The organism is Klebsiella sp. AqSCr (assembly GCF_008452795.1).
Taxonomy (GTDB): domain Bacteria; phylum Pseudomonadota; class Gammaproteobacteria; order Enterobacterales; family Enterobacteriaceae; genus Klebsiella; species Klebsiella pneumoniae.
In genome coordinates, this window is record NZ_MJDM01000005.1 from 3,689,485 (window position 1) to 3,709,500 (window position 20,016).

Sequence of the window (20,016 nt, forward strand, 5' to 3'; positions counted from 1 at the left end):
GAAGCTTCGGTATGCAGCGAAATATGCCTGGCAGGAGATCAACGATTGCAACGGAAATGCTCCCAGGCGTTATTGCGATGGTGAATAAAAAGAACGCCAGCCATGCGATACGGCAGCCTGAGCGCACAGGGCTGGCTGAGTTTTAGTGAAATCGCGATGTGGGGGGATAAACCCTTACGGCTGCGGCTATCGATGAAAGCGATCGCCGACGGGCAGTACGGGCGGGAAAGCCGTTTTACTGACATGCAGAATATGAACCCGGAAACGCTCGCCCGGACTAGCGAAGCGCCGCCGGGCGATAATCGAAAGAGCATGTTGTCTGCCACCGGTCACGCCTTCAGGCTCCGCGCTCTCCTCGGGCGTGAATTTTTACCTTAGCCGGGAGACCTGCGTCTCGCCTACTGCGCATGGCGGCGCAGGGTGGAGGCGGGGTGGCGCCGCAGCGCCTCTTCGGGACGCACAGGGCGCCGCACCAGTTCGCCGCCGCAGTTCGGGCAATGTCCGTTCAGTCGCGTCGTCATGCAGTCCCGGCAAAAGGTGCACTCGAACGAACAGATAAACGCCTCGGGTGAGTCTGGCGGCAGATCTTTATCACAACATTCGCAATTCGGACGTAACTCGAGCATCAACTTCTCCTCTGGTGAACGGCTATATCAGCGACGGCGGGCCAAAGCACGCTATGTTTATATCATGCCGCGATCGGTCCGCCGAGAATTTCCTTGCGCGGTAATCGCCTTCTCAGAGGGTCGCCTTCCCGGGCTGCATTCCCGGTACGAGGATCACTTTGCGGCACGCCTCTTCACGTTTCTCAAAGATCTGGTAGCCGCGCGCGGCCTCCTCCAGCGGCATATGGTGAGTGACAATCTCCTCCGGGGTAAGCAGCCCTTGCTCAATAAGCGCCAGCAGATCCGGCAACCAGGCGTGGACGTGGGTTTGTCCCATCCTGAAGGTCAGTCCTTTATCAAAGGCATCGCCAAACATAAAGCCGTGGATGAAACCGGCGTAAACCCCGGGTACGCTGACGATGCCGCCGCGGCGCACGGCGGCGATGCACTGGCGCAGGGCTTTTCCGCTGCTCCCCTCGATTTTCAGGGTGCTGAGGACGGTTTCCGTAAGGCTACCTTTCGCCTCGAAGCCCACGGCGTCGATCACCGCGTCGACGCCGCGATGGCCCGGCGTGTTATCGATAATCCACTGCGCAGGATCGTCATGGTGGTCAAAGTTTATCGGGATCGCGCCATAGCGTTGTTGCGCGAAATCGAGTCGGTAATCGTTATGATCGATGATAAATATCTGTTCTGCGCCATTGAGCCTGGCGCAGGAGGCGCAGAGCAGGCCTACCGGGCCGGCGCCAAAAATAGCCACGCTACTGCCGGGTTTGACCTCGGCGTTTTTAACCGCCTGCCAGGCGGTGGGCAGAATATCTGACAGAAACAGCACCTTTTCATCGGGTAAGGTGTCTGGCACTTTAAACGGTCCGGTATTGGCTTTGGGGACCCGTACATATTCCGCCTGGCCGCCCGGGATCCCGCCGTACAAATCGCTATAGCCAAACAGCGCCGCCGGTGGCGAAATGCCTTTTCGATTGAGCGTCGCTCCCTGGCCGCTATTGGTGCTTTCGCAGGCGGCATACTGCTGCAAGCGACAAAAGAAGCAGTCTCCGCAGGCGATGACAAACGGGATAACCACCCGATCGCCTTTGCGGACCGCGGTGACCTCGGAACCGGCTTCCACCACTTCCCCCATAAATTCATGGCCGAAAATATCACCATGGTGCGTGCCGGGGATCTTTCCGCGGTACAGATGCAGATCGGAACCGCAAATCGCTGTCGCGGTGACGCGCAGAATAATATCGTCCGCTGCCTCAAGAGCCGGGTCAGGCATGGTGTCGACGCTGACATGATGCGGGCCGTGATAAGTGAGTGCTTTCATAGAATATTCTCCTCGAGAGAAAGGTTGACAGCATGCGGTTCTTCGGCCTGGTGAACGGCTGCTATCGTCACCGATAAATCATCGTAAAAAATAAAGCGTAGAGTACTAATAATGGAACTGCGTGATATTCCAGGAGCTGAATATATTCCACGCTTCGCTTATTTCCCGGCTGGTCTGTTCGAGTTATTTGCCTATTGCCCTTATGTGTGCCAGTATTAATCGGGCATGATATTCGCTCCATTTTGTTTGCTAGCCGCTTCCCCAGCGGCTTTTTTTTTATCCGTAAAATCAGGGAAAATTCTTAATTTCCGTCTGGCAAAGGACAATGCTGCCGCTTCGTTATATAACCCAACGGTAGTAATCCTCCGGTATAGATAATTCTTTGCCGCAGAGGTGATCTGCATACATTATTTCCCTGAACACAGTGAGTTAGCGGCAAGGTGCCGTCTGGTTATTTTTGAGGTGTCTTGTAGAATTATTCCGAATTACTGCTAAAAGGTGTCGAAAAAACGGAATAATAATTTGACTAACCAGCATTACCCGCTAGATTTAAATATCGAACGACGAGTGATACGGAATATTTTCGTATCGTACTGACATAACCGATATACATGAGGTGAAATATGGCAGAGCATCGTGGTGGTTCCGGTAATTTTGCTGAAGACCGTGAAAAAGCTTCTGAAGCAGGTCGTAAAGGTGGTCAGCACAGCGGCGGGAACTTTAAAAATGATCCGCAGCGTGCGTCCGAAGCGGGTAAAAAAGGCGGACAGAATAGCCACGGCGGTGGCCGCAAGTCCGATAATTCCTGATTATCCTTTTCCTTGCACCCTGAAGTGAAAGTATCTCCTGCGAGTCTGTCACAGACTCGCAGTTATTTTCTGACTCCAGAAGGTATTTCTATGAATATGAAAAGCATTGAAGATGTATTTATTCACCTGCTCTCAGATACCTACAGCGCAGAGAAACAATTAACCCGCGGGCTGGCTAAACTAGCCAGAGCGGCGTCCAGTGAAAAACTCAGCGCGGCGTTCAATGCTCATCTTGAAGAAACCCAGGGCCAGATCGAACGTATCGACCAGATTATTGAACAGGAATCCAACCTGAAAATCAAACGCATGAAATGCGTGGCCATGGAAGGATTAATCGAAGAAGCTAATGAAGTCGTTGAGAGCACGGAAAAAAATGAGGTACGTGATGCTGCATTAATTGCCGCTGCGCAAAAGGTCGAGCATTACGAAATTGCCAGTTACGGTACTCTGGTCACCCTGGCAGAGCAGTTGGGCTATAAAAAAGCAGCCAAACTGCTTGCTGAAACCCTGGAAGAAGAAAAACAAACCGATGTGAAATTAACCGATCTGGCGGTAGGTAATATTAATAAGAAAGCGGAAAAATAAACTCTCCCTGACACGAGGAAATCACGATGAATCACGTTGAACATTACCATGACTGGCTACGAGATGCGCATGCCATGGAAAAACAGGCAGAGTCCATGCTGGAATCAATGGCTGGCCGTATCGATAATTATCCGGATCTCCGTGCCAGAATCGAACAGCATGTTAACGAGACCAAACGGCAAATTACCGTGCTGGAAGAGATCCTCGACCGCAATGAGATTTCACGCTCGGTGATTAAAGATTCGATGAGTAAAATGGCGGCTCTCGGCCAGTCCATCGGCGGGATGTTTCCTTCCGATGAAATCGTCAAAGGCTCGATCAGCGGGTACGTTTTCGAGCAGTTTGAAATCGCCTGCTATACCTCTCTGCTGGCGGCCGCTGAAAAAGCGGGCGATACCGCCTCCATCCCAGCCATTGAAGCCATCCTGGCGGAAGAGCGGGAAATGGCCGACTGGCTGATTAAACATATTCCTCAGACCACGGAGCAGTTTCTCCTGCGTTCAGATGCTGACGGCGTAGAAGCGAAAAAATAACCCAGGAGGCAGGCCTATGTTTCGTCATGTGAAACAACTGCAGTATACCGTACGCGTTGCTGAACCGAATCCGGGGCTCGCGAATTTACTGCTCGAACAGTTTGGCGGCCCTCAGGGCGAGCTGGCCGCCGCGTGTCGTTATTTCACCCAGGGATTAAGCGATGACGATCCCGGCCGCAAAGATATGCTGATGGATATCGCGACAGAGGAGTTGAGCCATCTGGAGATCATTGGCACTTTGGTCGGCATGCTGAATAAAGGCGCCAAAGGAGCCCTGGCGGAGGGCACCGAGAGCGAGGCGGAACTCTATCGTTCGCTCACCGCCAACGGCAATGACAGCCATATTACATCCCTGCTGTACGGCGGCGGTACCCCGCTGACCAACTCGGCGGGCGTGCCGTGGACGGCGGCCTACATTGATACTATCGGCGAACCCACCGCCGACCTGCGGTCGAATGTCGCGGCGGAGGCGAGGGCGAAGATCGTCTATGAACGCCTGATCAACGTGACCGACGATCCTGGCGTGAAAGACGCGCTGGCCTTCCTGATGACCCGCGAAGCGGCGCATCAGCTCTCTTTTGAGAAGGCCCTGCAGTCGATTCGCAACAACTATCCACCGGGCAAACTGCCGCCCATTAGCGAGTACGCTAACACCTACTACAATATGTCTGAAGGTGGAGAAGTACGCGGCAGCTGGAACAGTGACAAACACTTCGATTATGTCAAGGATCCACAGCCGGGCGTAGATGGCGGAGATGGCAGTGCTTCTGTCGGCCTGACGCCAGAGCAGGAAGCGCTGTGCAAAGCGATGCTGAAGCGAACGCAGTCTGACCCGCAGGGCGATCCTTTGACCGGCGCCGAACTCGGCGCCGGGAAGCAAAACACTTCATCATCAGCTAAGTGATGTTCGCATGAGCCCCGGCTGCGGCCGGGGCGATTCACAATGATGGGTGTGGAATATGTTTGAATTCGACGCGTTTCATCTGGCCCGATTGCAATTCGCCTTTACCGTATCCTTCCATATCCTCTTTCCGGCCATCACCATCGGCCTTGCCAGCTACCTTGTGGTGCTTGAGGGGATGTGGCTGCGAACCCGGGATAATGTCTGGCGTTCACTCTACAATTTCTGGCTGAAAATCTTTGCCGTCAATTTTGGCATGGGCGTAGTCTCCGGATTAGTCATGTCCTATCAGTTCGGCACCAACTGGAGCGGATTTTCCCAGTTCGCTGGTAGTATTACCGGCCCGCTGCTGCTGTACGAAGTGCTGACCGCCTTCTTCCTTGAAGCGGGATTCCTCGGTGTGATGCTGTTTGGCTGGAATAAAGTGCCGCCAGCGCTGCATTTTTTTACCACCTGCATGGTGGCGCTTGGCACGTTGGTTTCTACCTTCTGGATCCTTGCCTCCAATAGCTGGATGCAGACGCCGCAGGGTTTTATCATCGAAAATGGCCATCTCATCCCGCAGGACTGGCTGGCGATTATCTTTAACCCCTCTTTTCCGTATCGCTTGTTCCATATGGCGATAGCCGCGTTTCTCAGTAGCGCCATGTTCGTCGGGGCGTCTGCCGCGTGGCATCTTCTGCGCGGCAACGACTCGCCGGCCATCCGCAAAATGCTGTCGATGGCGATGTGGATGGCGCTGCTGGTGGCGCCGATCCAGGCGGTGGTGGGGGATATGCATGGTCTTAACACCCTTGAGCATCAGCCGGCGAAGATCGCGGCCATCGAAGGGCACTGGGAAAATCGCCCCGGCGAGGCCACGCCGCTGCTGCTGTTTGGCCTGCCGGACATGGAGCAGGAGCGGACCCGCTATGGTCTTGAGATCCCCGCTCTCGGTAGCCTGATCCTTACCCACAGCCTGCATAAGCAGGTGCCGGCCCTGAAAGACTTCCCGAAAGAGGACCGACCCTATTCGCCCGCCGTCTTCTGGTCGTTTCGCATCATGGTCGGGATGGGCGTGTTGATGATCGCCTTAGGGATCTGCAGCGCCTGGCTGCGCTATCGGCGGCGGCTGTACCACTCGCGTCCCTTCCAGTGGTTTGCGCTCTGTATGGGGCCCGCCGGTCTTATTGCCCTGGTCGCCGGGTGGGTGACCACCGAGATGGGCCGCCAGCCGTGGGTGATATACGGGTTGCTGCGCACGCGGGATGCGGTGTCGTTGCACAGCACCCTGCAGATGGCCATCAGCCTGCTGGTATTTATCGTGGTTTACTGCGCCGTGTTTGGCGTGGGGTATTACTACATTTTCCGGCTTATCAAAAAAGGGCCGCAGCCGGTGACGGAGCTGACCTCGCAAACCGCAGGCACCCCGGCGCGTCCGCTCTCAGCGGCTGAGCCGGTGCGTGATGAGGAGAACGCATCATGAGCATCGATATCTCGGTGATTTGGTTTGTCATCATTGTCTTCGCCACGCTGATGTATATCGTGATGGATGGTTTCGATTTAGGTATTGGGATGCTGTTCAGCGTGGTGCATGATGGCGAAGAGCGCGATGTGATGGTCAACAGCGTCGCCCCCGTCTGGGATGGTAACGAAACCTGGCTGGTGCTCGGCGGGGCAGGGCTGTTCGGCGCCTTTCCGCTGGCCTATGCAGTGATCACCGATGCGCTGGTTATCCCGCTGACGGCGATGCTCATCGGCCTGATTTTTCGCGGCGTGGCCTTTGAATTTCGTTTTAAAGCGGTTCCCTCGCATCGCATCTTCTGGGACTATGCCTTTGCCGGCGGCTCGCTGTTGGCGACCTTCAGCCAGGGGATTGTCGTCGGCGCGTTTATCAACGGCTTTGCGGTGGCTGACCGCCGCTTCGCCGGTTCGACGCTGGACTGGCTTACCCCTTTCAATCTGTTCTGCGGTCTGGGGCTGGTGGTGGCCTATCTGCTGCTGGGCACCACGTGGTTGATTATGAAAAGCGAAGGCGCGCTGCAGCAGCGGATGCGCGAGCTGACCCGCAAGGTACTGCTGGCGCTGATGGTGGTGATCGCGGTGGTCAGCGTCTGGACGCCGTTGGGCTGGCGCTACGTGGCGGAACGCTGGTTTACGCTGCCCAATTTCTTCTGGTTCGTGCCGGTGCCGATTCTGGTGTTGGCTCTGAGCCTGTGGATCTGGCGCCTGAGCGCGCGCCCCGCCAGCCATGCCCGCCCATTTATCCTGACGCTGGGCCTGATTTTCCTCGGCTTCAGCGGGCTGGGGATCAGCGTCTGGCCGAACATTATCCCACCGCATATCTCTCTGTGGGATGCCGCTGCGCCGCCGTCCAGCCAGGTATTTATGCTGCCGGGCGCGCTGCTCATTATCCCGGTGATCCTAATGTATACCGCCTGGAGCTACTACGTCTTTCGCGGCAAAGTCTCCGGCAGCGAGGGCTATCACTGAGCCTGATTCGCGCCGGCAGGTGAGGATTTGCCGGCGCGTCGCGCCGTCCGGTCAGGGATGACCGAGAGGGATGCGCACAAACCGGTGATCTGCTGCAACGACTCGGGCCGGGTGTTTATGCCTTCGGTGGCTTGATCTTAATAATAAATCGTTCGTTAACCCGGGTGATCCTCGCGCCAATATCGCCAAACTCGGTGGCGATTTTAAAAAAATCGTCCGCGGCGACATCAAAATCGAGCTCAATCTTCGGGTGTTGTCCTGTCGCCAGTAATTCATAGAAATGGTCAAGGCTGCGGGCTTTTTCGCTAGGCATCTTATTTCTCCATGGTAAACCAATCTGCAGGGGTTTTATTGCTTACGGCGCTTTTACGGATTATTCAGCAGGATGACAAACGTGCCTGATATAAAATTATGCAATGACAGTAAGAATGAGGCAGGGCGAGGTTATTCCGTGTTGTTAAACCGCGTGGCGACGCGTTGTCCGCCATACCATGACGGCAGAGACGACCCTGCGGCGCCGGTTGATGATAGACATTTTTTGATGACAAATTAATGACAATAAAATGAATCTGTGCGGGCTCGGGATGGCATCGTGCTAAATAATTTTATTCTGTGGCTGGTAAGGTGGTTGTTAACTACTTTATGGTGATGGAGCGTCTTTTTTAGGGCCAACGGCGAGGGAACAACGATGCAATTACTTGATTTATTCGCAGGCTTATTATGGTTAAGCAGCGTTATCTTCCTGCTGTTTGTTCTTGATGTGATCATCACCCGTTATCTTTATCGTAAATAATCGACAACGACAGCGGCGTTGGGCATAGGGGACGGCGTCGGAGGATGATAATATAACCCGCGGACTGATTCAGAAAGGAATGCGCGGTGGCCGGGAGAATTGATTACGATATTGAAAAATACCAGTTTACCGAAGCCGGTGAGACGCCACGGCTCCGGGAGCAGTGGCGCGAAGTATACCTGGAGTGTCGTCAGCTGCGGGCTGGGGCAGAGGAGCGCCTGCGCATTGCGTTACTGAACGTCGACTATGTCACCAGCTTCGAGCTGCCTTTTCGCCTGCTGCTGGTGCGCGCGCCGCAGCTAATCGCCGATGTTCGTGAGACATTGCAGCTTAGCCGTAAAGCCGCCGTTTTCAACGGCAAACGTTACGGCTGCGTCTATAGTTTGAAACAGGATTTACAGGCTGTACCGGAAGCCTTTCATTACCGCCTGGCAAACCGCATTCGTCGCGTCGATGCAACCGGGCTGACGGCGGCCCCGTACCAGCAGATTGCCCGGGAGATAAAGCCGGCCCGGGAGCGGCTCCGCCAGGCGCTGAACGCCGGCCTGCCGGTCACCGCTCTCGACGCCTTGTTCTGGTTCGGCAGTCAGCGAGTGGCGGCGGACATCGCGCAGTTGCGCCGGTCCGGCATGGCGATTGTCACGACGGAGGTGGAGGTCAGCGACAATTTGTTCAATACCACCCGACGAGTGCCCGTTTACCGCCTGGCCAGCGAGTGAATCGGCGACCTTTCGCCCAGCCGTTGCCTCTGCAGACAGTTGACCATTGTCCCGTCGAACCAGACGCACAGCCCTCTGGCGACAGGCCGCGGGGTCAGTTCCAGCCATGCGCTGGCGATGAGCATGAGGAGCATTAGCGCCAGTGGAACCATGTATTTTCTTTTCACTGCCCTTTATCCGCTGCGCCTGTTCTGCCAGCAAGGTAGCGGTAAAGTATGACGTTTCGTTGACCGGGGCAGCGTTTTTATTATCGGCAAGCGGTTGCGTTGGGCCAGAGATTATTCATCTTTTGGCATACGAGAGGACGAAAACTGGCGGCTTGTATTTTTGATTTTTATTACACCACGCTTTTTTTTGCCGCCGGGGAAAAGCGTAATGTGGCTACGACTGGATGCGGCTCGTCATGTAACTGGCTGGTTTGAAACAATATTTTAATTGTTGTCTAAACGCATGCGACAGCGGTGGCTAATTTATATTAATTCACTTTACCGATCAATAAATTATATGTTGATAGTTTTTAGCTATCGAATGTTTCTTATTGATCATTTTAAACTATTTTTGTTGGCGGGAAATATATGACATGCTTTAACCCTTTCTTATTTTTGGTATTTTTTAAATGGTTGAAGAAAACGCGAAAAATACCTCCTATCGCTTCGTACTGGAGCCTGCTATTAGCGATGATGGCAGCTGCCACTCGTGGGAATTGCTCACTAAAGATATTATAGCACCCGCACGAAATAACGCCTCAGCGCCCGCGTTTTCTTTCTCCACGCTTACCGAAAGCGATAAGCTTGCACTATTTACCCGACAAATCGAGTTGCTTTCCGTATTTGATTTTTCCCTGGTCGATAATAAGCCGATCTCGCTCAATATCGATGATTTATTAAGCCATTTTATTCTGACGGACCGCTATCTCTGCGATTTTCTGCGCTCGTGTAAGCATATTGCTTTGGAGATAAATGAGAATTTTCATGAGTTTATCGCCGGCCGCGAGCTGACGGCGCTAAGCACGCTGGCGGCGCTTTGTCCGGTCTGGCTGGATGATTTTGGTCGCGGGCGAACCTCCTTCCCGCTGCTGGAGAGATTCCGCTTCGATTGCGTCAAAGTGGATAAGGATTACTTCTGGGATAAAGAAAACGACCCCGCTTTGCCCGGTCTGTTGCAGTCTATTCATACCCTGACCGGCCATGTGATCGTTGAGGGTATCGAAACCGAAAAGCAAAAACGGTTAATCACTTCTGCCGGGGACATCATAGGTCAGGGCCGCTACTGGAAGGAAGAATATATTTTTCTTTGCGGTTGAGGGCCGACCGGGGGCTGGTTTCGGTTACCTGCTATTCTTTTATTATCCAGTTTTAAATACCCCCTTTGCTACAGATAGTCTTTATTAGCGCAGTGATAAGCGCCTCTCTTTTTTATGAAGGATCATTCCCTGTAAATACCCCCATGCGTAACGCCCCGATCGCCATTTCGACGTAAGCCAGGTGCTGATTTCTGAGCTGCGCGAGCTGGTGAAAAAAGATCTCGCCGCTGCGATCAATTAATCCTGCCTGCGCCATCCGCTCAGGATCGCGCGGCATGGAAAAATGCCGCCGTTTACCGGCGGCTATTGCTTATTTTGCGCTACCCTGGTTTTTTTCCAGCCGGGCGAAATACTCCGGTGCAAACGGGCGCGGATCGACGTCGGCAAACGGCGCGCGCTCAAAGTGCGATTTCAGCGCCCAGGGGACCGTGCAGTCAAAAATGGTCTTGCAGCTGATGCCATTTCCACGGATCGACGGGCTGTATTCCGGCGTCTGGGACGGATCCAGCTGGTGAACGCGAATGCCGGGGATTGTCGTAATGTTGACGTCCCCCTGCATGCGGGTGGTCATCGCCCACAGGATATCGTCGCTGTCAAAGATGTCGACATCTTCATCAACCAGAATAATATTTTTTAGCTCGGAATAGGTCGCCAGCGCCAGCAGCGCGGCCTGCCCCTGCCGGCCTTCATCGGCGGGTTGACGTTTTTTCACCTGCAGGATCCCGAGGAACTTACCGCCACCCGCGGTGTGGGCGTAGACATTTTGTAAAAAGCCCGGAATGGCGGCCTCGACGGCATTCCAGATACTGGCTTCCGTTGGCAGGCCGGCGAGGGTGGTATGCTCTTCCCCCGGTCCCACCAGGGTTTGCAGAATCGCATTGTTTCGCATGGTCACTGCTTTGACTTTGATTACCGGCAGCGACGGATTAGCGCCGCCGCAGTAGCCAGGAAATTCCGGCATCGCGTGGCCGCTATTGGTGTGCTGATCCTCTCTGACGCGCACGCCGGGCAACAGCTCACCTTCGATAACGATCTCGGCGCGGGCGATGGCTTTCTCCGGGACGCTGACGCCCTGAACCAGCTCCACCGGACGTTGACGCAGCGCGCCGGCGACGCCCAGCTCGTTATAGCCGAACGGCGTGGTAGGGGCTTCGAAGCAGGCGCCAATATAGATGGCCGGATCGAGACCCATATTGATGGTTATCGGCAGCGGTTTGCCGGCGGCCTCGGCCTTCTGGCGAAACACTTCGATATGGCGGCCGGCGGCAAGAAACATCGACAGCTCATCCCGGCCCTGAACGCACAAGCGGTGGATGGTGACGTCGGTCAGCGAGGCGTCGTCGGGATCGCTGGCCAGCGCCAGGCCCAGGCAGAAGAAGGGGCCGGCGTCAATAGGGGTGTTGGTGGGCGCCGGAAGCAGGGTGCGCAAATCAAAATCCGGATCGTCGGCCAGAAAGATCTGTTCCTGGCAGGGGGCGCTGCTGGCCGGGACGACCACCGGCGCGACCGGTTTTTTCACCGCCTTACCCACTTCAAGGGCCAGCTGCGAGGCTTCACAGCCCAGCAGCAGCGCGGCCCGCTGGCGGCTGGCGTGCATACCCACCAGAATGCGCGAGTGTGGATAACCCTTAATATTGTTAAACATCATCGCCGGCCCGATGCGGGTGGGGCGCTTCACGGTGCCGCCCGCGCCGATATGGCGATAAACACCGGCCAGCTCGGCGTTAGGGTCAACCGGATGATCGGTTTCGAGATACTGATTGTCATGCTGTTGCAGCAGCGCGATGGCGTCGCGCAGATCCTGAATCGGTGCGGTCATGATGTTCTCCTTAGCGTATCGATGCGCACAGTATGCTTCGCAGGCTAATGGTTATCAATTGCATCATTTATGCTTTATTGATAAGCTTTTTCTTATCAATTTGTAGGGAGGAGTCCTACCATGTCCTTGCGAGCGTTACGCCATTTTGTGGTCGTTGCCGAAGAGTTGCATATGCACCGGGCGGCGGAGCGGTTACATATCGCCCAGCCCGCCCTCAGTCAGCAGATTAAGCAGCTTGAGCAGCGCCTGGGCGTGGTGCTCTTTTCCCGCGCTAACCGCCGTCTGACTCTGACCGCCGCGGGCGAGGCCTTTTTACACAAGACGCGGCTGGCGCTGGAAATGGCCGATCAGGCGGTGCTGGACGCCCAGCGCATCGCGCGGGGCGAGCAGGGGAGGCTGCATTTGGGGTATGTCTCCAGCGCGATGTACGACAGTAAACTGCCGGGGCTCCTGCGCCGGCTGCGCGCCGACTGGCCGGGGATTGAGCTGTCGCTGGTGCAGGGGGATGTGCAAATGCTCTACGAAGCGCTGTTGGATCTGCGTCTGGATATCGCCATCATTCGCGCGCCGCTGGCCTCGCCGCCGGACGCGCTGGTGGTCAGGCCGTTTGTACGTGAAAAGCTCTGCCTGGCGCTCTATCAACAGCATCCGCTGGCCGGCGTGGGCGCGCTTAATCTGGCCTCATTGCGCACTGACAACTGGATCTCGCTTGACGATCCGCAGGGCACCGGACTGGAGCAGGTTTTTATGGATGCCTGTCGCGTCGCGGGCTTTACGCCGCAGGTGGCGCAGCGGATTAACGACGTTACCTCGATGATTAGCCTGGTCTCCGCCGGGGTGGGAGTGGCGTTGGTTCCGCTCTCGGCGCGGGCCTTACGCCTTGATAACGTGGTGTATATCGATCTCCAGGATCGGCTGGCGGAGAGTGAGCTGAGCATGGTTTACCACCGCCATATTCGTTCGGCGGTGGTAAGGAAAGTTATCTCGCTGCTTAATACCGCTGAGCGATAGTCCCGGTTAGCTGGTCTTCAGGCGGCCAAAGCTGACAATCCTTGAGCGGCCCAGCTCTTTCGCCCGGTACAGCGCGGCATCCGCCGCGCGCAGCAGACTATCGCTTTGGGTGTGCTGCGGGTAGCTGGCGATGCCAATCGACACATCCACCTGGCCTATCTCGGTCAGACCATCGCGCAGCGTCATATTGCGCACCTGGGTGTAGATCTCGCTGGCGCACTGGTGCGCCCCGGCTTCGTCAATCCCGGGGAGCAGCACTAAAAACTCCTCGCCCCCGTAGCGGAAAGCCATGCCGATATCGCGCACCGCGCGCTGCACAATGGTCGCAACGCTCTTAATCACCAGATCCCCAGCCTCATGGCCATAGCGATCATTGATGGTTTTAAAATGATCGATGTCGATCATCAGACAGCTCAGCGGAGTATGGGTATGGACCGCCAGCGCCATCTGCGAATGCAGCGCTTCGTCAAGATGATGGCGGTTACGCAGGCCGGTCAGGGAATCGAACAGCGCTTTTTCCAGCAGGGCGCTGCGCAAACGCTGATTGGCCAGCGCCAGGCCCAACGCTTCCGCCATCAGCTCGAGATAGGCCCGGGAAGGAGCGTCACTGGCGGTGACGTTCTGGAAAGTCAGCAGGCCAATGGCTTCGCCCTGGGCGATGAGCGGTACGCAGAGCGACTGGCCGACGTGCGTCTCCGGCAGATGATAGCAGGTGATATCGGGCTCGCCCTGCACCGGCGGATGGCTGAGTCCCCGCCGTATCGCCCAGCAGTCGTCGGGAGAAAAGGGGGTCGTCTCACCGGCGGGCGACAGCCACTGCGCTACGCAGCGCATCTGCCAGGGGTCGGTATCCAGAACATACAGTTTACCGGGGATCGTCGGGGCGATATTCGGCGCAAACCGCTCCGCCACCTTAATCACATCCTCAATGGTTTCACAGCCCTGCAGCCGCTGAGTCATACGCGCCAGCAGCTCGCGGATCGCCCAGTCGGCGTCGCGCTGCTGCTCCAGCCGCTGACGGGCCAGGCCGTTCTCGCGAAAAATGCGGATCGCCTGAGCCATGTCACCAATCTCATCCACCTGGGTAAAGTGCGGCGTCTCTACCGCATAATCCTGGGAGGCGAGACGCTGGACCACGTCGCTCAGGCGAACCACCGGGTAGAGCACCCGGCGTTTGAGAATGAAGCCGAGGACGAACAAAAACATCAGGGCGGTCAGGCCGACCATGATTTCCGACAGCGTACGCCAGATCCGCGAGCGCTCGGTGGCCTGGTCGATAGCGACGGCGGCGCGATGCTCAAGCATCTGGCGGAAGCGATCGATCTGCGTCTGCATGCGCTCCAGTTCGGTCTCGTACGCGGTGCCGTACAGCACCGCGATGGCCGCTGGCGCATCGCCGCGAGCGACATGCGCCAGGGCCGCCTGCTGTTCATCCTGTAGCTCATCGGCGATCCGCAGGCCATCCTGGAGCAGCGCCAGCTCCTCGCGGCTGGCGCCGTTATCTTTCAGGCCGCCCAGCCGCTGCTCTATGCTCTTGTCGGTCTGCTGCAGCTGCTGATATTGCGTAAGCGTCTCCGGTGAAGGCTTTATCACGTACAGCCGGGCGAGGTCAGACAGCGCCCAGGCGTCGTTTTCCACCTCGTCGGAGAGCGTATCAAAGACCTGGCGCTGCTGTACCGCCTGGCGTTCGACGCGGTCGGCGCTGGAGGCCATGAGCATAGCGCTCCCGGAAGCCAGCGTCAGGCCAACGGTGATCCCGTAAGCCCAGTTAGTGATGGTGGCGATTCTCACCGTGAATTTCCTTGCATGCAGATGAAGCTGTTTTGATTATAGAACTCCGCCCCCGCCACGACGGCGGCCCGCTTCAGAGGCGGCGCTCGCTATGCAGAGGGGCAAGGGTCTGAAGAATGATGGCGTGTAGCGTTTCCGCATGGTGGCGCAAAACGAGGAAGACATCGCTATCCAGAGCGCCATTTATAACATCCGCTTCCATAATCTGTAAGGCTTCCTGCCAGGCCATCCCTTTACGATAAGGGCGATCTTCGGTCAGCGCGGTGAAAATATCGGCGATGGAGATAATCCGGTCGGCGAGGGTCAGGTGCTCCTTTTCGAGATGCAGAGGGTAGCCGCTGCCGTCCATTTTTTCATGATGATTCGAGGCCCAGTTAATGATGTCGCCGAGCTCGCTATAGTCGCTGAGAAGTTCGCCGGTCATGTAGCTGTGCTCCCGCACCTGACTCAGCTCCTCATCATCCAGCTCGCCCTCTTTTTCGAGAATGGAGAGTGGGATATAGACCTTGCCAATATCGTGTAGATAGCCGGCTATCTGTATTTGCTGACAGGTGGGCTCCGGCAGCTGCATCCAGCGGGCAAGCTGGCGGGCGATTTCCCCCACCATGATGCTATGGGTGGCGGTAAAGCTGCTGTAGGTGTCGACGATTTTGGCAATCAGCAGGCAGACATCCTTCAGACCGTGAATATCCAGATAGCGCGTGTTGATGGGGCCAATAATCTCCAGCAGCCGCTGAATATGGCCGGGGTGAAGGTGCTGCCAGAAGTTCGCATTTTCAGCGACCTCGCACAGGATATCGCAGAGCGGCGGATCGATCTCCCGATGCAAAGCGACGAACTGTTCCACCACCGCCCGCGTGGGCCAGGCGGCAACGTGGCTATCGGCCGGCAGCAGCCGTTCAAAGGCATCAGCGAAATAGACAATGTGCTGTTCGCGGGAGCCCCGGTGGTTCGGGCTAAAATGGTGATCGCGAATAAAGGGAACGATGGGCTGGAAGGTCGCTAATCCCTCCAGCATCGCCACACCCTGGCGCTGATGCGGGTCGTGGATATTATCGATAGCATCCAGCGAATGAATGGTGCGTTTATCCCCCAGCACGCCGATATCGTGCAGCAGCGCGGCGCAAAAAATGGTCTGCTGCCGTTCGTCAGGCAGTTCCAGCCTTTGCGCCAGCGTCAGGGCGATTAAGGCCGTTCGTTGCATATGCCGGTGCAGTTCAGGGTTAATGATCTGGATGACTCTGGTGGTCAGCATCAGGGCCGACTTCAGGACAATACGCATCTCTGTTCTCCGTTCGCGTGACCTGGCGGGCAAAAATGCTCTCGCCGGTGACGGAAGTGTCGATAATCTGATCGCAATGCGTGTTGTGTGTTGCTGAACAGGTAAATCCTCAGAATGTTTTGGTTCATAGCTCTGCCCGTTTCAGATCCAGTGGTGCACCAGAGTTGGGCGATATCGTCCTAAGAACCTTATTATTGTCTGATAGTTAACCATTTCCCCCCCAGAAAAGAAATGAATTCTGGCAAGCCCTTTGCATTAAGCAAGCGTAAGTTTGATTAATGTCTATGAAGGGAGTGACCTGTATGAATTTTAGAGCATTACTTGCCATTGCGTTATTGACGATGAGCAGCCTGGCGTTTAGCGAGACGCGTCTTCCGCATATTGTTATTTTAGCCACCGGCGGAACGATTGCTGGTTCGGCGGCCAGCAATACCCAAACAACCGGCTATAAAGCCGGGGCGATTGGGGTGCAGACGCTGATTAACGCCGTGCCGGAAATGAGTAAAATCGCTCACGTCGAGGGCGAGCAGGTGGCCAATATTGGCAGTGAGAATATGACCAGCGATATTATTCTCCAGCTCTCGAAGCGGGTGAATGCGCTATTGGCTCGGGACGATGTCGATGGCGTGGTGATCACCCATGGCACGGACACGCTGGATGAAACCCCGTATTTCCTCAATCTGATGGTGAAAAGCAACAAGCCGGTGGTCTTTACCGCGGCGATGCGCCCGGCGACGGCGATCAGCGCCGACGGGCCGATGAACCTGCTGGAAGCGGTCACGGTCGCCGCCGATCCTGATGCCCGGGGACGCGGGGTAATGGTGGTGCTTAACGACCGCATCGGCGCGGCGCGCTTTGTCACCAAAACTAATGCCACTTCGCTGGATACCTTCCGGGCGCCCGAGGAGGGCTATCTTGGTGTCGTGGTGGGCGGAAAACCCCAGTTCGAGACGCGGGTGGATAAAATTCACACGCTGCGCTCGGTGTTCGATGTGCGTCAGCTGAAGGTTCTGCCGAAGGTGGTGATTATTTATGGTTACCAGGACGATCCGGAGTATATGTACGATGCGGCGATCGCCCATCATGCCGACGGTATTATCTACGCCGGAACCGGGGCGGGGTCGGTGTCGGTACGTAGCGCCGCCGGTATCAAAAAAGCGCAGCAGGCGGGCATCGTGGTGGTGCGAGCCTCCCGTACCGGCAGCGGCGTCGTACCGCCGGATGACAGCCAGCCCGGGCTGGTGGCCGACTCCCTCAACCCGGCAAAAGCGCGTATACTGCTGATGACCGCGCTGACGCAGACTAAAGATCCGCAGCTGATTCAGCAATATTTCCATACCTACTGATCCTCTGCGGCGAGGGCGTTTTTCACACCCTCGCCGTGCTTTCTTCTCAATGACCTGGCTTCCATGCAAATCGATGGCGGATGATTGCCCATCATTCACTCCACCTGTGTTTCCCACGAGGCGTAAAGAAATATTTTTTATTGTCCGGCGGGCACAGTATTTCAATGCACCGCGCTTATTTTAAAAGCAGGTTTAAATAAGTCTATTCTTAATTGTTGTCTTAAAGTCGTTTTAATCTTTCTTATGCTGACGGATTAAAAAAGATGCATTTCGCAGTGGGACGCGTTTAATACTCGCTTTGACAGACTACGATGCATCCCAACGCGGTCAGGCCGCCGATCGCGCGGCTCAGCGGACGCCTGCCACCGGCGGCCAGGGCCACACTGCGGCAGCTTTCGGTTGTTGTCGTTAGTAAAGCTGATGATTAGCGTGAAAATGATATGCATGATGAATATATTAAGCGTGGCTCAAGATTTAAGTTTACATTTAGTAACATATGTGCCGCAATTATGTTTTTTTGTCAGCTTGCTGTTTTTTACTTGCCGGAGGGAATTTCAGCGGATTAGTATTGTCGAACTTGCTGTACGTACCGCCTAATGATGATAAATGGATTCTGTTTTCCTTAAGCGTTACCACATAATTAATGTTTACAGGAAAAATCATGGCCTGCGTATTTAATAAACAACTTTTACACCCGTGTAACTGGCTGACCTGGTTCGGGCTCGGCATCCTCTGGTTAATCGTGCAACTGCCTTATCCGCTGCTGCATTTTATCGGCACCAGCGCTGGTCGCCTTTCCCGTCGCTTTCTTAAACGCCGCGAACATATCGCCCGGCGTAATATCGAACTCTGCTTCCCGGACATGTCGCCAGCGGCGCGCGAGACGCTGATCGATCAAAACTTTATGTCGCTGGGAATGGGGCTTATCGAAACCGGCATGGCCTGGTTCTGGAGCGACGAGCGGGTCAAAAAATGGTTTGATGTCGAGGGGTTCGCCAACCTTAATCACGCGCTTAGCGGTGGGAAAGGGGTAATGGTCGTCGGCGTGCACTTTATGTCGCTGGAGCTGGGCGGCCGCGCGATGGGGCTGTGTCGGCCAATGATGGCCACCTACCGGCCGCACAACAGCCCGCTGATGGAGTGGGTGCAAACCCGCGGTCGCCTGCGTTCGAACAAAGCGATGATCGATCGCAACAACCTGACCGGTCTGGTGCATGCCTTAAAATCCGGTGAAGCGGTGTGGTTCGCGCCCGATCAGGATTACGGTCCCAAGGGCAGCGTCTTTGCACCTTTTTTCTCCGTCCCGCAGGCGGCGACCACCAACGGCACCTATGTCCTGTCCCGCTTATCGGGCGCGAAAATGTTGAGCATCAGCATGGTACGTAAGCTGGATCGCCGGGGCTATAGCCTGCATATCAGCGAGGTGATGAATGACTATCCGGGTGAGGATAAGCAGATCGCCGCCGGCTATATCAACAAGGTTATTGAGCGCGAGATCCTGCGCGCTCCCGAGCAGTATCTGTGGGTACACCGTCGTTTTAAAACCCGCCCGCTGGGCGAACCTTCCGTCTATTAACCTTCCCGCACAGGCTGCGCTTTCAAAATCCCGACAGTTGGGGTAACGTGAGCCGGATCATGTTTTAGTCGTGCGCGAAGGAGTGCAGAGTGTTCGCTGAGTTTGGTGTTCTGAATTATTTAACCTATCTGGTCGGGGCGGTGTTTATCATCCTCGTTCCTGGCCCTAATACGTTTTTCGTGCTGAAAACGGGCATTGCCCACGGGGTGAAGAAAGGCTATCTGGCGGCGGCGGGCGTCTTTATTGGCGACGCAGTGCTGATGTTTCTGGCCTTCGCCGGGGTGGCGACGCTGATTAAAACCACGCCGGTGTTGTTTAACGTCGTGCGCTACCTCGGGGCAATTTACCTGCTGTGGCTCGGGGGCAAAATGCTCTATGCGGTGCTGACCCAGCGCGACGGCCAGTCCGACGCCAGCGCGGAGCCGGCGAGCGCGATCCTCAAGCGCTCCCTGACCCTGAGCCTGACCAATCCGAAAGCGATTCTGTTCTATGTGTCGTTTTTCGTGCAGTTTATCGATGTCAACGCCAAAACCCCCGGCGTGGCGTTCTTTATCCTGGCGCTGACCCTCGAGGTGATTAGCTTCTGCTATATGAGCTTTTTGATCCTCTCCGGCTCGTTTGTCACCCGCTACGTCAAAACCCGCAAGAAGCTGGCTAAACTTGGCAACAGCCTGATTGGTCTGGTTTTCGTCGGGTTCGCCGCGCGCCTGGCTACCCTGCAGTCCTGATCCCCACGGGCCGGTTACCCGCTGACCGGCCCGCCGTCTCTTATTCTGCCCTGTAACAAAAACCCTTCATTTTTTATTGCATTGGTGTTACATATACAGCCGTTTATCGCTCAGCAAAAAGGAAGCCCCGATGATTCTGCAAAAACTCCTCAGCAATAAAAACTGCAAAAAATACTGTCTGTCGCTCGCGGTGGTGTTTGCTATCGCGCTGGCGGTAGTGGGGCGGGCGACCTTCGGGGGCGTGGTGAGCGAGTACAATATGCCGTACTCAGAGTGGACGACGTCCATGTTCTTCCTGCAGGGGGCGATGGTGACGGTTTACAGCATTGTCTTTACCGCGCTCTTCGCTATCCCCCTCGGCTTTATTTTCCTCGGCGCCGATCGTCAGGATTAAGCGTCAACGGGCGAACCGCGGT

The 20,016-nt window shown here is 55.9% G+C and carries 23 protein-coding genes and 1 pseudogene; 15 read left to right on the forward strand and 9 right to left on the reverse strand.

The features are described from left to right. Positions 1-69: 69 nt before the first annotated feature. Positions 70-245, reverse strand: a pseudogene (locus tag BHE81_RS21990) (hypothetical protein). On the opposite strand from BHE81_RS21990, the gene BHE81_RS29045 reads away from it, so the two are divergent. Then, entirely contained in the window at positions 193-378 is a 186-nt protein-coding gene (locus tag BHE81_RS29045) for a hypothetical protein (protein ID WP_032428224.1), read from the forward strand. The pseudogene BHE81_RS21990 and the gene BHE81_RS29045 sit on opposite strands and share 53 nt — an antisense overlap. 20 nt (positions 379-398) lie before the next feature. On the opposite strand, the gene BHE81_RS22000 is transcribed toward BHE81_RS29045, so the two are convergent. From BHE81_RS22000 to BHE81_RS22010, 3 genes are all read right to left on the reverse strand, one after another. After that, the gene (locus BHE81_RS22000; RefSeq protein WP_004140530.1) at positions 399-626 is read right to left on the reverse strand and encodes a DUF1272 domain-containing protein; all 228 of its coding nucleotides are present in this window, start codon (positions 624-626) and stop codon (positions 399-401) included. Positions 627-738: 112 nt separating this feature from the next. Continuing rightward, positions 739-1,932, reverse strand: coding sequence for a zinc-dependent alcohol dehydrogenase (locus BHE81_RS22005; RefSeq protein WP_004140529.1), 1,194 nt, complete (start codon positions 1,930-1,932; stop codon positions 739-741). A 215-nt stretch (positions 1,933-2,147) separates the two neighbouring features. After that, positions 2,148-2,336, reverse strand: a complete 189-nt coding sequence (locus BHE81_RS22010) for a hypothetical protein (protein ID WP_137013050.1) — start codon at positions 2,334-2,336, stop codon at positions 2,148-2,150. A 219-nt stretch (positions 2,337-2,555) separates the two neighbouring features. Here BHE81_RS22010 and BHE81_RS22015 point away from each other — a divergent pair, with 219 nt between their 5' ends. The 6 genes from BHE81_RS22015 (at position 2,556) to cydB (ending at position 7,232) form a co-directional block, all read left to right on the forward strand. Beyond that, a complete protein-coding gene (locus BHE81_RS22015; RefSeq protein ID WP_004150795.1) occupies positions 2,556-2,741 on the forward strand; it encodes a general stress protein in 186 nt (61 codons plus the stop codon). A 90-nt stretch (positions 2,742-2,831) separates the two neighbouring features. Further along, entirely contained in the window at positions 2,832-3,326 is a 495-nt protein-coding gene (locus BHE81_RS22020; RefSeq protein ID WP_004148027.1) for a ferritin-like domain-containing protein, read from the forward strand. 26 nt (positions 3,327-3,352) lie between these two features. Continuing rightward, a complete protein-coding gene (locus BHE81_RS22025; RefSeq protein ID WP_004140514.1) occupies positions 3,353-3,859 on the forward strand; it encodes a ferritin-like domain-containing protein in 507 nt (168 codons plus the stop codon). 16 nt (positions 3,860-3,875) lie between these two features. Beyond that, the gene (locus BHE81_RS22030; protein WP_004179357.1) at positions 3,876-4,763 is read left to right on the forward strand and encodes a manganese catalase family protein; all 888 of its coding nucleotides are present in this window, start codon (positions 3,876-3,878) and stop codon (positions 4,761-4,763) included. Between the two features lie 55 nt (positions 4,764-4,818). Continuing rightward, positions 4,819-6,225, forward strand: coding sequence for a cytochrome ubiquinol oxidase subunit I (locus tag BHE81_RS22035; protein ID WP_004140511.1), 1,407 nt, complete (start codon positions 4,819-4,821; stop codon positions 6,223-6,225). Beyond that, on the forward strand, positions 6,222-7,232 hold the full coding sequence (cydB, locus tag BHE81_RS22040) for a cytochrome d ubiquinol oxidase subunit II (RefSeq protein ID WP_004183659.1): 1,011 nt from the start codon (positions 6,222-6,224) through the stop codon (positions 7,230-7,232). The genes BHE81_RS22035 and cydB overlap by 4 nt, the downstream gene beginning before the upstream one ends. Positions 7,233-7,347: 115 nt before the next feature. Here cydB and BHE81_RS22045 read toward each other — a convergent pair whose 3' ends face one another. After that, positions 7,348-7,545, reverse strand: coding sequence for a hypothetical protein (locus tag BHE81_RS22045; protein WP_004140506.1), 198 nt, complete (start codon positions 7,543-7,545; stop codon positions 7,348-7,350). Between the two features lie 566 nt (positions 7,546-8,111). Here BHE81_RS22045 and BHE81_RS22050 point away from each other — a divergent pair. The 3 genes from BHE81_RS22050 (at position 8,112) to BHE81_RS22060 (ending at position 10,047) form a co-directional block, all read left to right on the forward strand. Next, the gene (locus BHE81_RS22050; RefSeq protein ID WP_004150791.1) at positions 8,112-8,744 is read left to right on the forward strand and encodes a helix-turn-helix domain-containing protein; all 633 of its coding nucleotides are present in this window, start codon (positions 8,112-8,114) and stop codon (positions 8,742-8,744) included. A 39-nt stretch (positions 8,745-8,783) separates the two neighbouring features. Beyond that, positions 8,784-8,963, forward strand: a complete 180-nt coding sequence (locus BHE81_RS22055) for a hypothetical protein (protein WP_032409986.1) — start codon at positions 8,784-8,786, stop codon at positions 8,961-8,963. Between the two features lie 397 nt (positions 8,964-9,360). Then, positions 9,361-10,047, forward strand: a complete 687-nt coding sequence (locus BHE81_RS22060; RefSeq protein WP_004150790.1) for an EAL domain-containing protein — start codon at positions 9,361-9,363, stop codon at positions 10,045-10,047. A gap of 112 nt (positions 10,048-10,159) precedes the next feature. Here the strand turns inward: BHE81_RS22060 and BHE81_RS28350 are convergent, their stop codons facing one another. Together BHE81_RS28350 and BHE81_RS22065 are read right to left on the reverse strand one after the other, a co-directional pair. Beyond that, entirely contained in the window at positions 10,160-10,324 is a 165-nt protein-coding gene (locus BHE81_RS28350) for a hypothetical protein (protein ID WP_020804938.1), read from the reverse strand. A 33-nt stretch (positions 10,325-10,357) separates the two neighbouring features. Further along, positions 10,358-11,866: a UbiD family decarboxylase gene (locus tag BHE81_RS22065; protein WP_110246698.1), complete on the reverse strand. Its 1,509-nt coding sequence runs from the start codon at positions 11,864-11,866 to the stop codon at positions 10,358-10,360. Positions 11,867-11,986: 120 nt separating this feature from the next. Here BHE81_RS22065 and BHE81_RS22070 point away from each other — a divergent pair, with 120 nt between their 5' ends. Next, positions 11,987-12,877: a LysR substrate-binding domain-containing protein gene (locus BHE81_RS22070; RefSeq protein WP_021313530.1), complete on the forward strand. Its 891-nt coding sequence runs from the start codon at positions 11,987-11,989 to the stop codon at positions 12,875-12,877. Positions 12,878-12,883: 6 nt separating this feature from the next. On the opposite strand, the gene BHE81_RS22075 is transcribed toward BHE81_RS22070, so the two are convergent. Together BHE81_RS22075 and BHE81_RS22080 are read right to left on the reverse strand one after the other, a co-directional pair. Beyond that, the gene (locus tag BHE81_RS22075; protein WP_023302065.1) at positions 12,884-14,668 is read right to left on the reverse strand and encodes a sensor domain-containing diguanylate cyclase; all 1,785 of its coding nucleotides are present in this window, start codon (positions 14,666-14,668) and stop codon (positions 12,884-12,886) included. A gap of 73 nt (positions 14,669-14,741) precedes the next feature. Next, the gene (locus BHE81_RS22080; RefSeq protein ID WP_110246697.1) at positions 14,742-15,950 is read right to left on the reverse strand and encodes an HD-GYP domain-containing protein; all 1,209 of its coding nucleotides are present in this window, start codon (positions 15,948-15,950) and stop codon (positions 14,742-14,744) included. 302 nt (positions 15,951-16,252) lie between these two features. Here BHE81_RS22080 and fraE point away from each other — a divergent pair, with 302 nt between their 5' ends. The 4 genes from fraE to BHE81_RS22100 all read left to right on the forward strand — a co-directional run bounded on the left by fraE (position 16,253) and on the right by BHE81_RS22100 (position 19,994). Then, on the forward strand, positions 16,253-17,296 hold the full coding sequence (gene fraE, locus BHE81_RS22085) for a fructose-asparagine asparaginase (RefSeq protein ID WP_110246696.1): 1,044 nt from the start codon (positions 16,253-16,255) through the stop codon (positions 17,294-17,296). 661 nt (positions 17,297-17,957) lie between these two features. Then, on the forward strand, positions 17,958-18,872 hold the full coding sequence (gene lpxP, locus BHE81_RS22090; RefSeq protein ID WP_023302064.1) for a kdo(2)-lipid IV(A) palmitoleoyltransferase: 915 nt from the start codon (positions 17,958-17,960) through the stop codon (positions 18,870-18,872). A gap of 89 nt (positions 18,873-18,961) precedes the next feature. Then, positions 18,962-19,600 (forward strand): leucine efflux protein LeuE, encoded by a 639-nt coding sequence (leuE, locus tag BHE81_RS22095; protein ID WP_004150783.1) that lies wholly within the window; start codon positions 18,962-18,964, stop codon positions 19,598-19,600. 130 nt (positions 19,601-19,730) lie between these two features. Further along, entirely contained in the window at positions 19,731-19,994 is a 264-nt protein-coding gene (locus BHE81_RS22100; protein ID WP_004140489.1) for a DUF2534 family protein, read from the forward strand. The last annotated feature ends 22 nt before the right edge of the window (positions 19,995-20,016 follow it).